This window comes from Pseudomonas sp. GW821-FHT10B02, assembly GCF_059415665.1.
Genome location: NZ_JBWKNR010000010.1, coordinates 163,311 through 181,529, shown reverse-complemented (window position 1 = coordinate 181,529; position 18,219 = coordinate 163,311). Strand labels below are relative to the sequence as shown.

17 protein-coding genes are annotated in these 18,219 nt (G+C 57.5%); 9 read left to right on the top strand and 8 right to left on the bottom strand.

What is annotated here, in order from left to right; all coding sequences use genetic code 11:
• Window positions 1–26: 26 nt before the first annotated feature.
• The 3 genes from AC07OF_RS16535 to AC07OF_RS16525 all read right to left on the bottom strand — a co-directional run bounded on the left by AC07OF_RS16535 (window position 27) and on the right by AC07OF_RS16525 (window position 2,239).
• Window positions 27–848: a helix-turn-helix domain-containing protein gene (locus AC07OF_RS16535; RefSeq protein ID WP_495073220.1), complete on the bottom strand. Its 822-nt coding sequence runs from the start codon at window positions 846–848 to the stop codon at window positions 27–29.
• 1 nt (window position 849) lies between these two features.
• Window positions 850–1,083 (bottom strand): hypothetical protein, encoded by a 234-nt coding sequence (locus AC07OF_RS16530; RefSeq protein ID WP_495073219.1) that lies wholly within the window; start codon window positions 1,081–1,083, stop codon window positions 850–852.
• Between the two features lie 82 nt (window positions 1,084–1,165).
• Window positions 1,166–2,239 (bottom strand): NAD(P)-dependent alcohol dehydrogenase, encoded by a 1,074-nt coding sequence (locus tag AC07OF_RS16525; RefSeq protein ID WP_495073218.1) that lies wholly within the window; start codon window positions 2,237–2,239, stop codon window positions 1,166–1,168.
• 210 nt (window positions 2,240–2,449) lie between these two features.
• Here AC07OF_RS16525 and AC07OF_RS16520 point away from each other — a divergent pair, with 210 nt between their 5' ends.
• On the top strand, window positions 2,450–3,376 hold the full coding sequence (locus AC07OF_RS16520; RefSeq protein ID WP_495073217.1) for a universal stress protein: 927 nt from the start codon (window positions 2,450–2,452) through the stop codon (window positions 3,374–3,376).
• Window positions 3,377–3,405: 29 nt separating this feature from the next.
• On the opposite strand, the gene AC07OF_RS16515 is transcribed toward AC07OF_RS16520, so the two are convergent.
• Window positions 3,406–3,954 carry a GNAT family N-acetyltransferase gene (locus tag AC07OF_RS16515; protein WP_495073216.1) on the bottom strand — a complete coding sequence of 183 codons (549 nt, stop codon included), beginning with the start codon at window positions 3,952–3,954 and terminating at the stop codon, window positions 3,406–3,408.
• Between the two features lie 187 nt (window positions 3,955–4,141).
• Between AC07OF_RS16515 and AC07OF_RS16510 the strand changes: the two genes are divergently transcribed.
• Genes AC07OF_RS16510 through AC07OF_RS16500 form a run of 3 tightly spaced genes read left to right on the top strand, consistent with a single transcriptional unit; the run spans window position 4,142 to window position 7,114 of the window.
• The gene (locus AC07OF_RS16510; RefSeq protein WP_495073258.1) at window positions 4,142–5,068 is read left to right on the top strand and encodes a universal stress protein; all 927 of its coding nucleotides are present in this window, start codon (window positions 4,142–4,144) and stop codon (window positions 5,066–5,068) included.
• Window positions 5,059–6,426 (top strand): MBL fold metallo-hydrolase RNA specificity domain-containing protein, encoded by a 1,368-nt coding sequence (locus tag AC07OF_RS16505; RefSeq protein ID WP_495073215.1) that lies wholly within the window; start codon window positions 5,059–5,061, stop codon window positions 6,424–6,426. Before AC07OF_RS16510 ends, AC07OF_RS16505 begins: the two co-directional genes overlap by 10 nt.
• Window positions 6,427–6,448: 22 nt before the next feature.
• Window positions 6,449–7,114 (top strand): hypothetical protein, encoded by a 666-nt coding sequence (locus AC07OF_RS16500; protein ID WP_495073214.1) that lies wholly within the window; start codon window positions 6,449–6,451, stop codon window positions 7,112–7,114.
• Here the strand turns inward: AC07OF_RS16500 and AC07OF_RS16495 are convergent.
• A complete protein-coding gene (locus AC07OF_RS16495; protein ID WP_495073213.1) occupies window positions 7,093–7,659 on the bottom strand; it encodes a GNAT family N-acetyltransferase in 567 nt (188 codons plus the stop codon). The genes AC07OF_RS16500 and AC07OF_RS16495 overlap by 22 nt on opposite strands.
• Window positions 7,660–7,854: 195 nt before the next feature.
• Between AC07OF_RS16495 and fnr the strand changes: the two genes are divergently transcribed.
• Window positions 7,855–8,580, top strand: a complete 726-nt coding sequence (gene fnr / locus AC07OF_RS16490) for a fumarate/nitrate reduction transcriptional regulator Fnr (RefSeq protein WP_038610829.1) — start codon at window positions 7,855–7,857, stop codon at window positions 8,578–8,580.
• Between the two features lie 945 nt (window positions 8,581–9,525).
• A complete protein-coding gene (locus AC07OF_RS16485; protein ID WP_495073212.1) occupies window positions 9,526–10,086 on the top strand; it encodes an Hsp20/alpha crystallin family protein in 561 nt (186 codons plus the stop codon).
• A gap of 144 nt (window positions 10,087–10,230) precedes the next feature.
• Here AC07OF_RS16485 and AC07OF_RS16480 read toward each other — a convergent pair whose 3' ends face one another.
• Entirely contained in the window at window positions 10,231–10,395 is a 165-nt protein-coding gene (locus AC07OF_RS16480; protein WP_495073211.1) for a hypothetical protein, read from the bottom strand.
• On the opposite strand from AC07OF_RS16480, the gene AC07OF_RS16475 reads away from it, so the two are divergent.
• On the top strand, window positions 10,394–12,769 hold the full coding sequence (locus tag AC07OF_RS16475) for a phosphoketolase family protein (protein ID WP_495073210.1): 2,376 nt from the start codon (window positions 10,394–10,396) through the stop codon (window positions 12,767–12,769). The two genes, AC07OF_RS16480 and AC07OF_RS16475, sit on opposite strands and share 2 nt — an antisense overlap.
• A 59-nt stretch (window positions 12,770–12,828) precedes the next feature.
• Here AC07OF_RS16475 and ftsH read toward each other — a convergent pair whose 3' ends face one another.
• Together ftsH and AC07OF_RS16465 are read right to left on the bottom strand one after the other, a co-directional pair.
• Window positions 12,829–14,670 carry an ATP-dependent zinc metalloprotease FtsH gene (ftsH, locus tag AC07OF_RS16470; protein WP_495073209.1) on the bottom strand — a complete coding sequence of 614 codons (1,842 nt, stop codon included), beginning with the start codon at window positions 14,668–14,670 and terminating at the stop codon, window positions 12,829–12,831.
• Window positions 14,671–14,734: 64 nt separating this feature from the next.
• Window positions 14,735–15,382 carry a BON domain-containing protein gene (locus AC07OF_RS16465; RefSeq protein ID WP_495073208.1) on the bottom strand — a complete coding sequence of 216 codons (648 nt, stop codon included), beginning with the start codon at window positions 15,380–15,382 and terminating at the stop codon, window positions 14,735–14,737.
• 193 nt (window positions 15,383–15,575) lie between these two features.
• Here AC07OF_RS16465 and AC07OF_RS16460 point away from each other — a divergent pair, with 193 nt between their 5' ends.
• Together AC07OF_RS16460 and AC07OF_RS16455 are read left to right on the top strand one after the other, a co-directional pair.
• A complete protein-coding gene (locus tag AC07OF_RS16460; protein WP_257011888.1) occupies window positions 15,576–15,857 on the top strand; it encodes an Lpp/OprI family alanine-zipper lipoprotein in 282 nt (93 codons plus the stop codon).
• A gap of 33 nt (window positions 15,858–15,890) precedes the next feature.
• Window positions 15,891–18,197: a heavy metal translocating P-type ATPase gene (locus AC07OF_RS16455; RefSeq protein WP_495073207.1), complete on the top strand. Its 2,307-nt coding sequence runs from the start codon at window positions 15,891–15,893 to the stop codon at window positions 18,195–18,197.
• Window positions 18,198–18,219 lie beyond the last annotated feature (22 nt).

The following is an 18,219-nucleotide window of genomic DNA, read 5'->3' as shown; positions in this document are numbered from 1 at the left end:
AATCCTCTTCGAAGCACCAGACAATTTCAAGGCGTCCAGCATTGTGCCTGCGCCGGGCTCTGAAACCGACAATCGCGATTGCCATGCCCCAGCGCCATCAGCGCTGGCAAATCCAGAATCTCTACCACTCGACCGCGTAGCTCAACTATCCCTAGGGCACGCAAGTGCGCAATTGATCGACAAATGGTTTCCAGTCGCAATCCCAAGTAAGAGGCCATGTCCTCGCGTGACATGCGCAAAAAAAAGCCGTGCGGGGAAAAGCCGCGCTTGACGAAACGGTTGGATAAGCCAATGAGAAAATTGGCAAGTCGTTCTTCCGCGCTCAGGTTGCAAAGCATTAGCACACGTTCATGCTCGCGCACGATCTCGCGGCTCATCATGCGGTTGAGACTTTGCTGCAGGTCGGGAATCTCGTGTGCCATTGCTTGCAACCGGTGATAGGGGATGGGGCAGACCTCGCTGTCCTCCAGTGCAATGGCATCGCAGACATGGTGCTCGGTAGCGATGGCATCCAGCCCAAGCACGTCTCCAGGCATCCAGAAGTTGATCACCACGCCCAGCCCCTCGGCGTTGTTCAAGCTGGTTTTAAAACTACCGTAACGTACTGCATAGAGGGTACTCAGGGGGGTGTTGGCATGAAAGAGCGCCGCACCTTTGCGAATGCGAATGCGCAGGCCGACCAAGGCGCCCAGATAGCTGTTATCGAGTACCGGCAGCCCGGTTGGCAGGCACAGCCCGCTTACCCGGCAATCCCTGCAGGCCGAGCTTAAAGGCTGCAGATGAATAGGGGTGGCCTTACACAGCGGTGAAGGCTGTTCTACAAGCTTAACGTTGATTCGACTAGTCATCTCAAGCCTCCTGCGCGCTTCGACGCGGCGCCTGGTCCGACGCACCACCCGTGTGAGGCGATGCCTGTAGCGCGTGGTCTGCAATCATGTCCCTGGAATGAGGTGCATTGATGCGGGCGGTCAACTTCGCAACGAATTGCCTGGCTTCGCTAGCGGTCTTGAAGCTTATCCGCCATTCATCCATCTGCACCCACCAGCGATCCTGTTTCGGATTATTCTCAACGTAGATGTTCATCGGCCTTACTCCAGAGCGTGCATTAGCAAAGACGAGGATCTCCATTTGAAGCATCAGCGTCCTTGCCTGCGGCGGAGCGAGTTCAGGGCGTGATCGCCACTTTCATTACGCCGTCGCGCTGGTTGGCAAATAATTCGTAGGCGGTTTCGATTTCCTCAAGCCGAAATCGGTGGGTAACCATAGGCGATACATCCACCCGACCGCTGGCCACTACCTGCATGAGACGACGCATGCGCTCTTTGCCGCCCGGGCAGAGCGTGGTGACAATCCGGTAGTCACCTAGGCCGGCGGCGAAGGCATCGAGGGGAATACGCAAGTCGCTGGAGTAGACCCCCAGGCTAGACAGGGTGCCGCCGGGACGTAGCACGCGCAGCGCCCATTCGAATGTCGATTGGGTACCCAATGCTTCGATGGCCACGTCCACCCCTCGTCCATCGGTGAGCGCCATTATCTGCTCCACCACGTTGCCTTGTTTGAAGTCAACGAGATAGGAAGCGCCGAGTTGGCGGGCCACCGTCATCCGTGCGGCGACCGTGTCGACACCGATAATGGTGGTGGCACCGAGCATGCGTGCCCCTGCTACCGCGCACAAGCCGATAGGGCCCAGGGCGAATACAGCAACTGTGTCGCCGATACCGACGCCACCACGTTCCGCGCCAGAGAACCCGGTGGACATGATGTCCGGACACATTAATACCTGTTCGTCGGTGAGCGGGGCGGGGATAGGGGACAGGTTGACCATGGCATCAGGCACGCAAACAAACTCGGCCTGGCAGCCATCGATGACATTGCCGAATTTCCACCCGCCGATGGCCTTGAAACCATGAAGGGTGCCAGCGCCGTCCTGGGAACTACAGCCGCATAAGCAGGCGTTGCTGTGCCCGCTAGGGGTGATGGCACCGGCGATCACCCGCTGCCCCTCATGAAAACCCTGAACTTGAGTTCCGAGTTTCTCGATGATCCCGACGGGTTCGTGACCAATGGTCAGACCCTTGGCGACCGGGTATTCGCCGCGCAGGATGTGTACATCGGTGCCGCATATCGTTGTCGTGGTGATACGGACCAAGGCATCTAGCGGTCCGACTTCAGGGATAGGTTTTTCATCCAGTACGATTCGGTTCTTATCGACGAATACCGCAGCTTTCATGCGAGCCATGGCCAAACCTCCGGAACGCGAAGTAACACTTTTTATTTTTCAGTAGCGTGCGCCGAAAAACCGGCGAAACGTTGATCCGCGTCAAATTGCGTGCAGAACCCTGCGACCGTACGTCTGCGCTGTCGGTAGTCGCGGTTTTGATAAAGATCAAGTGCGTGGGCGAAGCGCAGAACACTATTGAATAACCAATTCCCGCCACCGAGGTGTGCCATGACCAATACGCAAAGACTCTTGCTGGTTGCTTCCCCGCTGATGCGTCACGCGCCAGCCTTCGATCGCGCTGCAGCGCTGGCCAAGGCCAAAGGCATGGCGTTGCACATCGTGGCGTTCGATTATCTCGAAGGCCTGGCCACGGCTGGCCTGGTCAATGATCAAGCCCTGGCGGTAATGCGCGAGGGGTACGTAAAGCAGCATCGCGAGTGGCTGGAGACCCAAGCGGTGCCTATGCGGCGTGCGGGCCTGACGGTGACCACCGAGGTGGTCTGGGTACAGCATGCGCTGGATGAAATATTGATCCATTTGCGTGAGCAACCGTTTGCGATGCTAATCAAGGAACTCGAACACGAATCATGGTGGATGCGGGCGATGTTCACCCCGCTGGATGTACAGCTACTGCGCGAGTGTCCGGTGCCGGTGCATTTCGTGCGAAAAACCAGCTATGCCTTGCCGCGTAAAATAGTGGCGGCCGTCGACCTGTCCCTACCTGAAGATCAATATGAGGGATTCAACGATCAGCTCATCAGCGAGGCCTTGAAACTGGCCCTGCAATGCAATGCACAGATGGAGTTACTGTATGTTTATGACCTTGGTGCCATGTACCAGGAGGCAGACGGCTACGGGGAGCATTCGTTCCTGTTCGATTCGAACTTGGCCCAGACTCTGCACGAAGCTCAAAGCGAAGCATTTCAGGACCTGGCCGAGCGCAATGGTATCAATGCGGAGCACCGCCATTTGCGGGTAGGCGATCCAGCCAAGGTGTTGACGTTGTTTGCTGAAAATCATGACATCGATGTAGTGGTAATGGGGCGTTACCACCACCGTGGTATCGGTGCACTCATCGGCAGTACGACGGAGCGAGTCCTGTACAAGTTGCCCACCAGCGTACTGGTTATCTCACCAGAACACTCGCTGGGTTAATGAGCAAGGCCCCTGATCGGGGCCTTTGTTCATTTTTGCAGATCCAGCTCGTGGAAGATCTCGGTGACATCACCGCCTATATAGCGTGAGGTAAACCCCAAGGTTTTTACCAATCGGTGCATGGCGTAATTGTTCGACAAGTCTCGCGATACCATATGTTGATAGCCATTGCGCCGGGCGGCATCGATGAGATGCGCCATCAGCAAGCGTCCCAGGCCCTTGCGCTGCCAGTGTTCACAAACGGCGACGGCACACTCGCAATTACTGCTACCGGGTATCGCCGCGTAGCGGCTTACACCTATCTGGCATAACTGGCCAGCCTTATGGGTAAGGGCGACATAGGCCATGCGTTCGCGGTAATCGACATCCATCAATTGCACGGCCATGTTCGGCAATCCCCCACTGAACCCTGCAAGGAAACGAAAGCGCCGGACTTCGTAGTTGAGTGCGCCCATAAAACGCTTGTCGCGCTCATGGTCCTGTGCACGCAGCGGGCGAATCAGTACGGCGGTACCGTCCGAAAGGTGCTCCACCCAATGCTCACTGGCAAATACATCGTCGCTTGGTTGCATGTTCATGTCACCCTCCAGGGACGTCGGGAATGCTGCCTGGAGTCGTTGTACCGCGCCGCGTCAATCAGGACCTGACTTTGATCAAATCGGTGTACAGACGCGATTTTTCTGATCTGCATCAAACAACGAGGGTCAAAGGCTTCGATGATCAATGGTAGACACCATCATCGCCGCGTCCGGCTGGAGGTTTGCAATGGGCCAGTATCGACAGCTACTTGTACTGCTTACCGAGGTCGACAAGCATTCGGCCGCCTTGCGCAGGGCACTGGCATTGGCGCAGGTTAGTGGCGCTGCGGTACATGTTCTTGGGTTGTTCGAGCCCGTCGAGGAGCACACGCTGCAGGAGGAGCGTCTAAATGAGGCGCAAATAGAGCGCCAATATGCGCAATTTCGCGAACAGCTAGCACAGATGCTTGAGCGGCAACGGCCCGGTGCTATTCGCCTGACATACGAGACGGTGAAAGCAGACGACATTCGCAGCCAGGCTATCGACTATGTTGCTGAATTCGCCCCCGATATGGTGATCAAGGACGGCGAGGCCGTGCCAGCGCTGGCGCGTCTGTTCAGTACCCCGCTCGATTGCGCGTTGATGCAAGGCGTCCGTGGACTGACGCATTTCGTGCCACGATCGGCACCAGGCTTACCCAAGAATGTGTTAGTGGCAGTGGACACGAGCCTGCACGACAGCGAGGCACTTCAGGAAGTATTCAACAAGGAACTGATCAGGGTCGCCCAAACGCTGGCCTTGCAATGTGATGCTCAACTGCATCTATTGTCGGCATACGACCTGGCCAGGATTTTCGTCGCCGATATCAATGTTGCCGAGGCGTGGGTTGAAGAATTGCGCGACACCTTGCAGCAACCCTTCGAGGCGCTGGCCGACGCCCTGGGCGTGCCGCTCGACTGCCGGCATTTCATTGAAGGGGCGCCGGTGCAGGTAATCCGTGAGCAGGTCAGCGCTCTGGATATTGATGTTGTAGTGATGGGGGTAGTCCAGCCAAAGGGACTGGACAAGTTGTTGGGTGATACCACTGAACGGATCGTCAGCAAGCTGCCCTGTAGCGTACTGGCCGTCCATCCTTGCCTGATCCAGACCTGGGAGCCAACACCATGCAACTGACTTTTTTGGGTGGTACCGGCACTGTGACCGGCAGTAAATTCCTGCTGACCCACGACCGTACCCGGGTACTGATCGACTGCGGTCTGTTCCAGGGCTACAAGCAATTACGCCTGCGTAACTGGGAGCCGTTGCCCCCGGCACTGCGTTCGCTCGACGCAGTAGTACTAACCCACGCCCACCTGGACCATAGCGGCTTTCTCCCAGTATTGGCCCGGGAGGGCTATCGAGGGCCAATTTACGCCACCCCGGCCACCTGTGCCTTGGCCGAAATCCTGTTGCTCGACAGCGCCCGCCTACAAGAAGAACAAGCCGATCATGCTAACCGCCATGGCTATTCCAAGCACTCGCCGGCTCGGCCGTTATATACAGAACAGGATGCCAAACGGGCATTAACCCTATTTCGGCCGGTGGAGCTGCACCAGCCCGCACCCATTGCCGAGGGTATGGACCTTTTGCTCCGCACTGCGGGGCATATCCTCGGAGCGGCCACCGTGCAGATGTCGGCGCAAGGGCAGACTCTGGTGTTTTCCGGTGATCTTGGACGTCCCCAGGACCCGATCATGCGGGCGCCTGAGCTGATACCTACGGCCGATGTGTTACTGGTGGAGTCCACCTACGGTGACCGTTCACATCCCACGGAGTCGACCGAGCAATACTTGGCGCAAGTGATCAACAAGACAAGTCTGCGCCACGGTATCACGCTGGTTCCGTCGTTTGCTGTCGGGCGCGCGCAGTTGCTGATGTACTACCTGTACAAACTGAAACGCGACAGGCTTATCCCTGATATTCCTGTCTACCTCAATAGTCCAATGGCCACTGATGCCACCAGCCTGTATCAACACTTCGCAAAGGAACATCGCCTGACAGCTGCGGAATGCGCGGCGATGTGCCAGGGTACGCATATCATCCGCACGGTCGATGAATCTAGACGTCTTGACCAGTTGCGCGAACCTGCAGTCATCATTGCCGCCAGCGGTATGGCAACCGGAGGTCGGGTACTTCACCACCTGAGGGCATTGGCACCCAATCCACGCAACAGCATTCTATTCTCTGGCTTCCAGGCCGGAGGCACGCGCGGTGCCGATATCGTCGCCGGCGCGCGTAGCGTTCGCCTGCATGGCGAAGATATACCTATTCGTGCCCAGGTCTTCGCCATGGAAAATCTCTCCGCCCACGCTGATGCGGACGAAATCATGCAGTGGTTACGCGGCTTCACCAGGCCGCCGCGGCAAACCTATGTCATTCATGGCGAACCTCATGCCGCTGATACGTTGCGTCGACGTATCAGCATTGAGCTCGGATGGCAGGTTTGGGTCCCGGAATACCGCGAAACGGTTGCACTGGACCCAATAGAGTAGCCACGCACAGAGGAGCGCGCCGATGAACACTCAAGCACGGACAAAACTGAAGGCCTGGCTGAGGCGCCCCAGGGGCAGTCTCGGGTGGGTGGCGGCCATTGTTGTGTTCATGGCGTCGGCATCCCTTTACAGGGCATTCCACCCTTCGTCACTACTAACCATCCATGAACCTTTGGTTCTACTGTCATTGGCTGTTTTCAGCTCGATAGTGGGCCTGGCCGTGCAACGCAGGTTCACCCGTAGCGTGGGCGAAACGATCTTTGCCAACGGCGCCTTTGGCTGGCAGCGCAAGCTGGCATTGCTCAATGCCGCGGCCAGGGAGTCCAATGTCCTGCTGGGCATGCTGGTACTTTTGGCCGTACTCGGCACTGCCATGCTGTGGTTGGCCGGGCGCTCTGTTGAGCGCATTGTCAATGCCTGCGAGGCTAACCTGCAGGCTCAGGTCGATACCCCGAACGGGGGGCCGTTGGTTGCGATGATAGCCAAGCCCGTGTGCCAGTGTCTCGCACAAGTTTTCCTTGATCGCAATGGAGTGATTCGCCTGGCTTTGTTCGATACTTCGGTGTTTGAAGTGACCGCGTTCAAGGGGGTGACCGAAACCGATGAGCAGAGGTGCCTCGAACAACTGGACCTGCTGCCCGAGGAACCCACTGCAGTGATAGTGCCTCAGGCCAGCGACAAACGGTGAATAACCTGGCTAGAGTCGTCCGGGTCCCTTACTGTCGAGAATCCGGCAGCCTGGGCCAGGTCCCGCATCGCCACGTTGGCCGCTGCGTCGATCGAGTACATCAGCTTGAAGCCTTGGGCGCGCGCATGGTCGATCAGATGGTGTAGCAACAACCTGCCCAAACCATGGTGTTGCCAGCTATCCATTACCGTCACCGCGCATTCGCACTCACCCGCGCGGGGGGCGGCCGCATAGCGGGCGATGCCGACTTCTTGTAGTTCACCGTCGACATGAGCCAAGGCCACATAGGCCATGTTCTGGCGTTGATCAACGGTCATCAACTGATCAAGCATTGCTTCGCTGGGTTCTTTGAGCTGACAGAGAAAGCGGAAATGACGAGACTGTGGCGACAGCCGCTCGATGAATGCTATTTCACGTTGCCGGTCTTTGGCTTGCAAAGGCCTGATGAGTACATGGGTGCCGTCATCCAACGCTTCGATCCAGTGTTCACCGGATGTGACAGGAAATGTTGAAGTGTGAGCTTGTTGTGTAATTTCAGCTGCCATGGCAGGTCTCCTCGCGGGCCAAATAAGAGATTGCGAGGTTTTTTTAACGCTAAATCGCTTGCTGGACTTGATCGTTGTCAAATGCACAAGTGATCTGCGGACGCTGGGCGGGTCCTTTAATCGGACCGCTTCGATTTATGCTCCAGAACACCTACAGTTAAAAGATGACCGCACGAGAAGTGTGGAGATGGCAGCATGCCTAGCGCGCCAAGTCCAACCGCAAGGCCTCAGGTAAAGTGCCTTGCCTGCTCCCTCAGTCGACTTTGTCTTCCGGCCAGTCTCTCGTTGGATGAAGTGGATGAGTTGGAGCGTATCGTTCGACGCAATCGCCCGTTAAAGAAAGGCGAGCACCTGTTCACGGCTGATGAACCTATGGACCAGGTATTTGCACTGCGTTCGGGCGCGATCAAGAATTACCTGCTTGATGCCGAGGGTAACGAAAGGGTCGCAGGCTTTATTTTGCCAGGGGAAATGCTGGGGTTGGACGCTATTGGCGCCAGCCACTATCGAAGTTTTGCATTGGCGCTGGAAGTATCAATGGTTTGCTCAATCAAGCTAGACCAATTGATGGAACTGTCAGGTCATATTCCGGGGTTACGCTACCAACTGCTGCACATGCTCAGCCTGGGTATACAGAGCAAAGACGAACACCTGCGCTGCTGTCACGGACGCGCAGAGCAACGTCTTGCATTGTTTTTGCTAGGATTGTCTGCCCGTTATCATGAGCGAGGATTGCGCCCGGACCTCTTCAGTTTACCCATGTCCCGAGGCGACATCGCCAACTACCTGGACCTGACCCTGGAAACGGTCAGTCGGTTATTCAGCCGATTCAACCAGGAGGGATTAATTGCGTGTCTAGGTCGAGAAGTGCGTATTATCAATCTACAGGGTCTGGAAAGTCTCTGCCAACTGGGGCGCTAGTGCAGCCGCAGGGCAGGGGGCTTCAGTATCGGGCCGCCAGCACCCGGTCGAAACGGTGCACTGGACCATCCCATGGGCTCACCGGTCTATCCGCAGACACTCCCACATGATCCGCCCGTATCCAGATTCGCTGCGCGCAGACACCCTTTTCAATACAGAGTCGGGCAAGCTGACAGGCCAGTTGCGTGGGGGCACAGCAATAGACCATATCGGGCTTGAGCGTTACCACGTAGTTTTTTAGCTCTGCTTGCGACCCAAAGGAGTATAGGGTCCTGCTGAATACCTTCATAGCGGCTAGCCGATGCCGATACTCCTCAGGCAGATACGTCAAACTGGCTGCGTCGTACAGCAAGTGGATTTCTACCCAAGGCAGCCAGCATGAGATTTCGTCGAGTACGCAGAGCAGCGGCAGAAAGCCATACCCTCGAGTGATCGCCAGCAGTCGCCTGCCCAGCAGGGGCACCGGCCACCCCGAGCCGATGGGGCCGGAGTAGGACAACCACTCACCATCACTTTTCAGTGGGGTTGCCCTGGACGTTACCACTAAAAACTCCCGAGAACGGCCCGGAACACTGACATAACTGCACGGTTGAATGCGCTCGTGACTGCTCAGCAAGCAGTACTGGCCGGGCATCACTGCTGTCTCCTCCCTATAGGGGAGCTCTAGTCGAAGGTACTGTATTGCACTCCGGCCGGGCAGCTGTTGCAACAACCGAACCCGGCCAACCTCTTTACGCACCATGTGATCCTCGGCGGTGGCATCACCCATTGCGTCGTCATTTATTCAAGTTAGAAGGGCTGCAGGTGGCGGCTTTGATCTTGGTCAAAATGTCGGTTGATGGCTGCCTCGCGGTAATTGATAAAGATCAAACGCAGAGGCAGGGCCCGATGCAGTATTAAGACGTCTCCATGGGAGGCAACTATTTTTGAGCCGAGGAGGTCACCATGTCCGAAGTAGCCAAAAAAGTACCTGTGACGTCTGTTTCCAGCCAGTCTGCTAAAGCGGTGCCGTCGAGCACCGAGCCCGCTGAGCTGTGGCGTCCGTTCCAGCAGTTACGGCGTCAGATCGATAGTCTGTTTGAAGACTTCGGGCGTCGACCACTGCGTATGCCTTTCAGCCACACGCCATTTGATCTCGAACCTTTCTGGCGACGTGATCTGTTCACTCATGGCCTGCCTGCGATGGATATCAGCGAACTGGCGGAAGAGTACCGAATCAGTGCCGAGCTACCTGGTGTGGACGACAAGGAAATCGAGATCAAACTCGTCAATGGCAACTTGGTCATCCGCGGGGAAAAACAGGAAGAAGTCGATGAAAAGCGCAAGGAATACCACCTCTCCGAGCGCCACTATGGCAGCTTCGAGCGCGTGTTCCAGTTGCCGCGTGAGGTCGATGCCGAAAAGATCAACGCCCAGTTCGCCAAGGGCGTGCTGCAGGTGCGTTTGCCCAAACGCGCCGAAGCGATTCAGCCGGAAAAAGTTATTCCGATCAAGAGCGGCAAATAGCAGACGGATCATAGGTCGCTCTGGGAGCAGGACGCTCCCACCCTTGTCATCCAGACCCTATGCATGGAGAACATACGCAGGATCCCCATCGTGGACGACTTAGGGCTACTGGTGGGAATAGCGACGGCTGATGACCTAGCCGGCTTACTTGCCGATGACCTGAATAGGCTGGCGCGGCTGACTCGCCAACAAGTTCATGATGAACACGACGTTCGTGCCCAGGACCTTTAGGGCTGTAACCGTCAACGCAGGAAGCTGATTGTCCTTTGGCTGGATTGGCAGTAAACCAGGCGCATAGAGGTTGATCATGAAGGATTTACTGAGCACTGAAGAACTGGAATTACTGGACGCCTACTGGCGTGCCGCAAATTACCTTACGGTCGGACAAATCTACCTCAAGGACAATCCGCTGTTAAAAGTGCCCCTGAACCTGAGCCACATCAAGGCCAGGCTGCTGGGCCACTGGGGTACAGCGCCCGGGTTGAACCTGCTCTATACCCATTTGAATCGCCTGATCAGGCAACACGATTTGAACATCATGTTTATTGCAGGCCCAGGTCACGGCGGCCCGGCTATCGTGGCCCAGACCTACATGGAAGGTACCTATACAGAGCTGTACCCGGCAGTGGAACGCAACACCTTGGGTTTGAATCGATTGTTCCGGCAGTTTTCCTGGCCGTATGGTATCGGCAGCCATGTTTCTGCACAAATCCCGGGATCCATTCACGAAGGCGGCGAGTTGGGCTACTCGCTGGCACATGCTTATGGTGCCGCATTCGACAATCCTGACCTGATCGTGGCGTGTGTCATTGGCGATGGCGAAGCCGAAACGGGCGCGCTGGCAGCCAGTTGGCACTCCAACAAATTTCTCAATGCGGCCAGGGATGGCGCGGTTCTTCCTGTTCTGCACCTCAATGGCTACAAAATTGCCAACCCGACAGTGCTGTCCAGAATCAGCGAAGACGAGCTGTCCAGCCTTTTGTATGGCTATGGTTACGATCCCTATTTCGTCGAAGGCGAGGAGCCCTTGGAGGTTCATCGAGCGTTGGCCAGAACACTGGATACGATCCTGGAGAAGATCCGCGAGATCCAGCGCATGGCACGGCAAGCCAACACGGGGCAACCGCTGGAGCGACCTGCTTGGCCGATGCTGGTACTACGCACGCCAAAAGGCTGGACAGGACCCAAGTTCGTCGATGGCCTTCAGGTGGAGGGCACTTGGCGCGCCCATCAGCTACCGCTCGCCGGGCTCGACAAACCACAGCACCTTTTACAGCTTCAGACTTGGCTGGAAAGCTACCGTCCCGATGAGTTGTTCGACCCTGATGGCGCACTGCTGCCCGAGATCGCAGCGCTGGCTCCCACAGGGCGTCGACGCATGAGCGCCAACCCCCACACCAATGGTGGCGTGATGCTTCGCGCACTGGACTTACCGTGTTTCAGCGCTTACGCGGTACGTCTTGAGGCGCCAGGGCGCTTACGTGCCGAGGCCACGCGTGTGCTCGGCGCCTATGTGCGCGATGTGATGAAAAACAACCTCGTAGCGCATAACTTTCGCCTCTTCGGCCCCGACGAAACAGCGTCCAATCGCCTGGATGCCATCTATGAAATCACGGCCAAGGTCTGGATGGACCTGCTGTCTTCCGACGACTGCCACCTGGCTCCAGATGGCCGGGTTATGGAGATACTGAGCGAACAGGTATGTGAAGGTTGGCTCGAAGGCTATGTCTTGACTGGACGGCATGGCTTGCTGTCCTGTTATGAGGCCTTTATTCATATCGTCGACTCGATGATCATTCAACACGCCAAGTGGCTGAAAATTGCTGCCGAAGTGCCATGGCGCAAGCCCATTGCCTCGCTCAACTGCCTGCTTACCTCCCATGTCTGGCGCCAGGATCATAATGGTTTTTCGCACCAGGACCCTGGCTTCCTCGATCTGCTGGCTAACAAGAAAGCCGACATTGCAAGGATCTATCTGCCGCCCGACGCCAATTGTTTACTGTCTGTCGTCGATCATTGTCTGCGCAGTCGCAACTACATCAACCTCATCGTGGCGGGCAAACAACCGGAATGGCAATGGCTGGACATTGACGCGGCGACCCGCCATTGCCAGAGGGGCATTGGCCGTTGGGACTGGGCCTGCCAGGACGACGATAACCCGGATGTGGTAATGGCATGCGCGGGCGATGTGCCGACGCTGGAAACACTGGCCGCCGTGACCTTGTTGCGCGAGTACGCGCCCGACTTACGTATCAGAGTGGTAAATGTCGTCGACCTCATGGTGCTGCAACCGTCGCAGCAACACCCGCATGGGTTGCCTGACCACGAATTCATCGCGCTGTTTACCCAGGATAAACCCGTCATTTTTGCCTTTCATGGCTATCCGGCCTTGATACACAGACTGGTGTACAAGCGCGCAAACAGCGAGCGCTTTCATGTGCGCGGCTTTCGTGAAGAAGGGGCAACGACAACGCCGTTCGATATGGCTGTCATCAACAACCTGGATCGCTTCCAGCTGGTGCTGGATGTCTTCGAACGGGTACCGCGTCTGCACGACCGACTGGAGCAGGCAAGGGCGCGCTATTGGTCGGCCTTGGAGAAGCACAAGCTTTATCTGATCGAGCATGGTGAAGACATGCCTGAAGTGACGAACTGGCAATGGACACCTGCGGGCACTGTTTGACGCCGGGGGCACGCCAGACGACTGTTGGCTTAGCCCGCGATGAAGGTTCAAGTGACAGATCAACCCTGCTTATCAAGCAATTGATTTTTAGGTGCTTTCGATTGTGTTGGCATCAGCGCGGGAAACTCTTCAGGGGTGATGGTTTCTTTTGCCAATAGCAGTTGGGCTCCGGCATCCAGGTCGGCGCGCCGTTGTGCCAGCAGCGTCTTGGCTCTGCCGTAGGCCTCGTCAAGCAAGGCACGGATGCCCAGATCAATCTCGCGGGCGGTCTGTTCCGAGTAGTCTTTGTCCATATGCTTGTGGATTGAGTCGCCAAGGTAGGTGGCTTGCTGACGCTCCAGCACTGACTGGCCGAGTTCAGCGCTCATGCCAAACCGTGTGATCAATTGGCGGGCAATATCAGTGGCACGTCCCAGATCATCGGCGGCTCCCGTGGAGACTTGGCCGAAGACCAAGTCCTCGGCGGCACGCCCAGCCATTAATACTGCGATGCGGTCCTTGAGCATCTGGCGACTGAGCAGAAAACGATCGTCGGTGGGGCGTTGCAGGGTGTAACCCAGCGAGCCTGCAGCGCGGGGAATGATTGACACTTTATGCACCGGGTCCATCGCCGGCAGGCTGCTTGCGGCCAGGGCATGTCCCATTTCATGGTATGCCACGGTCTGGCGCTCATCAGTGCGCAACACGTTGCTTTTGCGTTCTATCCCGGCCACCAGGCGCTCGACAGCGACGGTGAAGTCCTGGAGTTCGACGCTGTCACTGGCGCGGCGCGTGGCGACAATAGCAGCCTCATTCACCAGATTGGCCAAATCGGCACCGGTCAAGCCAGGGGTGATTTCTGCAATGCGCTCGCAGTCCAGGCCAGGGGCACAGACGATCTTGCGCAGATGAACTTTGAGAATCGCCTGGCGGCCGTTACGGTCAGGGCGGTCGATCAATATCTGCCGGTCAAAACGCCCCGCCCGCAACAACGCCGGGTCCAGCACCTCCGGGCGGTTGGTCGCCGCCAGCAGAACCACCCCCTCGCGTGGATCGAAACCGTCCAGCTCCGCCAACAGCTGATTGAGCGTCTTCTCTTTCTCATCATTGCCGCCCAATGCGCCGATACCGCGCATTTTCCCCAATGCGTCAAGTTCATCGATGAAGATGATGCAAGGCGCGGCCTTTCTCGCCTGATCGAAAAGATCACGTACACGGGCGGCACCGACGCCAACGAACATTTCTACAAATTCCGAACCGGAGATCGAGAAAAATGGAACCGCCGCTTCGCCTGCGATGGCTTTTGCAACCAGCGTCTTGCCAGTGCCGGGTGGGCCGACCAGCAGCGTGCCCTTGGGAACATGGGCACCAAGGCGTGAGTACCACGCCTGGTTTTTCAGGAACGAGACGATTTCAGTCAGCTCGTCCCTGACGTCGTCGATACCTGCCACGTCGGCGAACGTCACCTTGGTATCGTGCGAAACGTATACCTTGGCCCGTGACTTACCCACGGTCATGAAGCCTCCTAGCCCTTGCTTATCGACCAGCCCACGCAATAGGAAATGCCAAACCACCAGCATAATGACCAATGGCAACAGCCATTCCAGCAGTGGCCCGGTGCTGGAGCGGTCGGAGGCGCCAGTGAAGGTGACGCCCGCACGGCCGAGTTGCTCGGCCAATGCCGGGGCGACGCGCACCGTGGAAAACTGATCATGACCATCGATGGGAACGACCAGCTTTCCGACGATGCGATTCTGTTCGACCCGTAGATCGCTGACTTTTTGCTCTTCCAGCAATTGCAGAAACTGACTGTACGGTATGGCTTGTATCGTCGGGCGGGTGAAAAGGCCGAACTGGATGAAGGCGAGCACGGCGAGTGCGATCGCCAGGTAATAGAGCTTCCATGGCTGATCTTTATTCATGGTCGTGCTCCTGAGGCGAAAGAGCCGGTGGGCGGGTTTGTTTGCCGGCTTCGCCCCCGTCGAGTCAGGCAATCAACAGGTAGTCATCGACTTTTCTTACCCCCGGTACTGACCAGGCGGCCCGTTCCACGATTTGCCGCTCCCGCAACAGATGAACCTTGCCTTCGAGCCGTACCACGTCGCCATTGACCTTGACTCGAATATGACTGGCATCCACCTCGGCGCTGCGTTTGAGCGCGTCCTCGATACTCCGTTGGATATCGGCCACATTAACCCGCGGGCGCAGGGTAATCAGGTTGTCCACCCCAACCACACCCGACAAACGCCATACGGCGTGTTCCATCACTTCCTTCTGGTACTGCCAGTCCACTTCGCCCTCAAGGGTGATCCTGCCGTGTCGTACAGTGACCTTGATTGCGTCCACATTGGCGTCCGAACTCCAGGCGAGGATCTTCAACGCGCGGTTGGCAATGGTGTCATCCGCCGTGCCTTCACCTTTGTTCAGCCTGACCTCGATTTCTTCAGCGAGGGCCCGTACGCCTTTGATCGCCTTGACCGTGCGCTCAGCGGCGATTTTCTGGGCATAACTGCTGACATGGCCTGACAACGTCACAACGCCATCCTCGACAGTTACACCGATATTGGCCGCGTTGATGTCAGGTTGGAACTCCAGCTCTTCAAGAACGAGTTTACGAAGGTTCAGGTCTTTCATGATGGTGTCCTGCTTCCTCGGAAAGGGGTATGAGCAAGTTGCCCTTAATCAAGTTTTTACCCGCTCTTGCCTGGCCGCGATTGACTTAGGTCAAACCCGCTATAGGGTCGATATTGCGTAGCCAAGGCCCAGTCGGCTTGACAAAAATCAGATGCGTGGGCGCACAGTGACAGATACTCGGGAAAAATATGCTATGTACCTGTCACGTGAGGGCATCATCATGTATAGGTTCTTGCTGATAGGGCTCTATGCCCTCTTGCTGATGTTCACCTCCGGTTGTAGTCATCGAAACGCCGAGGAAATCGATGCGCGTCTGGAGTCTGCAGAAGCGAATGCTGCGACGGCGAGACTCAGGGCGGATCAGGTTGACAATAGACTCGAGAGGGTAGAGGCGATGGCTGCTGAGGCGCTGCGCATTGCCAACCAGAACAACGAGCAGCTTCAACGGCTGAAGAAGCAGAGTAAACACAAGTAGCAGACAACCGACGCCGCCATTGGAGCCTCTACAATGAAAGCGCAACGCTGGCGTGTTGTGCTCGACAAATGGCACAACCCTTTGCTGTTGGCGGTGTGTGCCTTGACCTTGATGGCCGGGGCAGGTGCCTACGTTGCGCAGCACCAGGAGTGGGCCGCGATCAGTTGGGCGGCTGGAAGCTATTTGATGGGGGCGGTGCTGATGACTGAAATCATTCAGCGCCTGGCTCGAAAAGAAGCAGGGGTAGACCTGATCGCTTTGCTGTCGATCGCCGCCGCCCTTGCCCTGGAGCAGATGCTCGTGGCGGCGGTTGTGGCCCTCATGCTGGCAACCGGAAGAACCTTGGAGTCCTTCAGCAAGCAGTACGCTGAGCGTGAGTTGCGGGCCCTGATTGAGCGAGCGCCGCGCTACGCCTCGATCCAGGAAGCCGATGGGCTACGCGAGGTTCCCGTGGAGCAAGTCAGGCCAGAGCAGACGATACTGGTCCGGCTGGGTGAGGTGCTGCCGGTGGATGGCCGATTGCAGAGCCCTGTCGCCAACCTGGATGAATCTGCCCTGACGGGTGAATCATTGCCCGTCACGCGCCATGCCGGTGAGCAACTGCTCAGTGGGGTCACGAACGCCGGCGCCCCGTTCCTGCTGGTCGCCACGCATACGGCGGCCCAAAGTACCTATGCCGGTATCGTGCGCCTGGCCGAGGCTGCGCGACAGTCGCGAGCGCCTTTCGTGCGCATGGCTGACCGCTATGCCTTGGCGTTTATCCCATTGACCTTGCTGACCGCCGGGTTCGCCTGGTTTTTAAGTGATGACCCTTTACGGGTGCTTGCGGTACTGGTGGTTGCCACTCCCTGTCCGCTAATTCTGGCTGTGCCGATCGCCATTTTGTCGGGTATATCCCGCGCGGCGCGGCGGGGGATCTTGATCAGGGATGGCCTGACCCTGGAATCCCTGGCGGGTATCGAGCAGGTGTTTCTCGACAAGACCGGTACGCTGACCAGCGGCCATGCCGGCCTGCAGGCGATCGAGGTAAATGGCCAGGACGAGCCACTGCATCTGCTAGGGCTTGCCGCTTCGCTGGCCCAGGCGTCCACCCACCCGATTGCCAGAGCTATTGTCGATGCCGCTCATGAGCATCATTTGCCGCTAATAAAACCTCAACGGGTGCAGGAAAGCCCAGGGGAGGGACTATGCGGCGAGGTGGACGGCCAGCATGTGCGTCTGGGGGCTTTGGAGTATGTGCAAGAGCAGGCTGGGGTCAGCGACTGGGCTGCAGCCTGCTTGAGTCAGATGGATTACCTGGCCTGCAGCGGTAGCTTTATTGCTGTACAGGGGCGGTTGGCGGGTTTACTGAGGTTTGTCGACGAGGTGCGCAGGGAAACGCCCCAGACTTTGCGGCGCCTGCGCCAGCGCGGCATCGACAGGATCGTCATGCTCACCGGTGATCGCCTGCAAACTGCCGAGATGGTTGCCTTGTCGGCCGGAATCGACGAGCTTCGTGCTGGCTTGACCCCCGAAGACAAAGTGCGGCTTGTGCAGGAAGGTTGCCGCATCAGCAGTACTGCAATGATCGGTGATGGCATCAACGATGCGCCGGCGTTGGCAGCTGCGAATGTGGGTATCGCCATGGGTGCAGGCGGAGTGACGGCCTCTGTGCAGGCAGCCGGCGTGGTGCTGCTTGTCGATCGCCTGGATCGTCTGGTCGAAGCACTGGATATTGCCCGGCATGCTGTTCATATCGCCCGGCAAGGGGTGTGGGTGGGAATGGGCCTGTCAGCGCTGGCCATGATCGTCGCTGCAGTGGGCTACCTGCCTCCCTTGATTGGTGCGGTGGTTCAGGAAGGCATCGATGTAGCGATCATTCTCAATGCCTTGCGGGCCCTGGGGCCCCTCCAAGGACGCAGGCGGGCAGGTATCGCCATGGAGTACATCGACCAGTTGCAGAGCGAGCACCAGCAGTTGGCCGGTGTATTGAGCACTCTTCGCCAAATGGCTCGCGACTTCGCCCTTCGGCCCCCCGATCAGGCTCATGCTGACCTGCGCACATTGGTCGAGGCGCTTCAAACGTTGCTGGTCCGCCACGAGCGCGATGATGAACGTACATTGTACCCGCTGCTGGGCCGAAGCCTGCCGGGGGAGGACCCATTGTTCGCCATGAGCCACACGCATCGAGAGATTTTCCGGCTGATCCAGTTACTGGTTCGCATGAGCAGTGATTTCGGCACTAGCCCTCCCTCCGTGACCGCCGATGCCATCCAGCATCAGTTGATTCGTCTGGACACGCTGGTCAGCCTACATTTCAACCAAGAAGAAGAACTATTCCGCTACCTGGACCGACGTTAGCTACGCTTTATTCAAAAAGGAG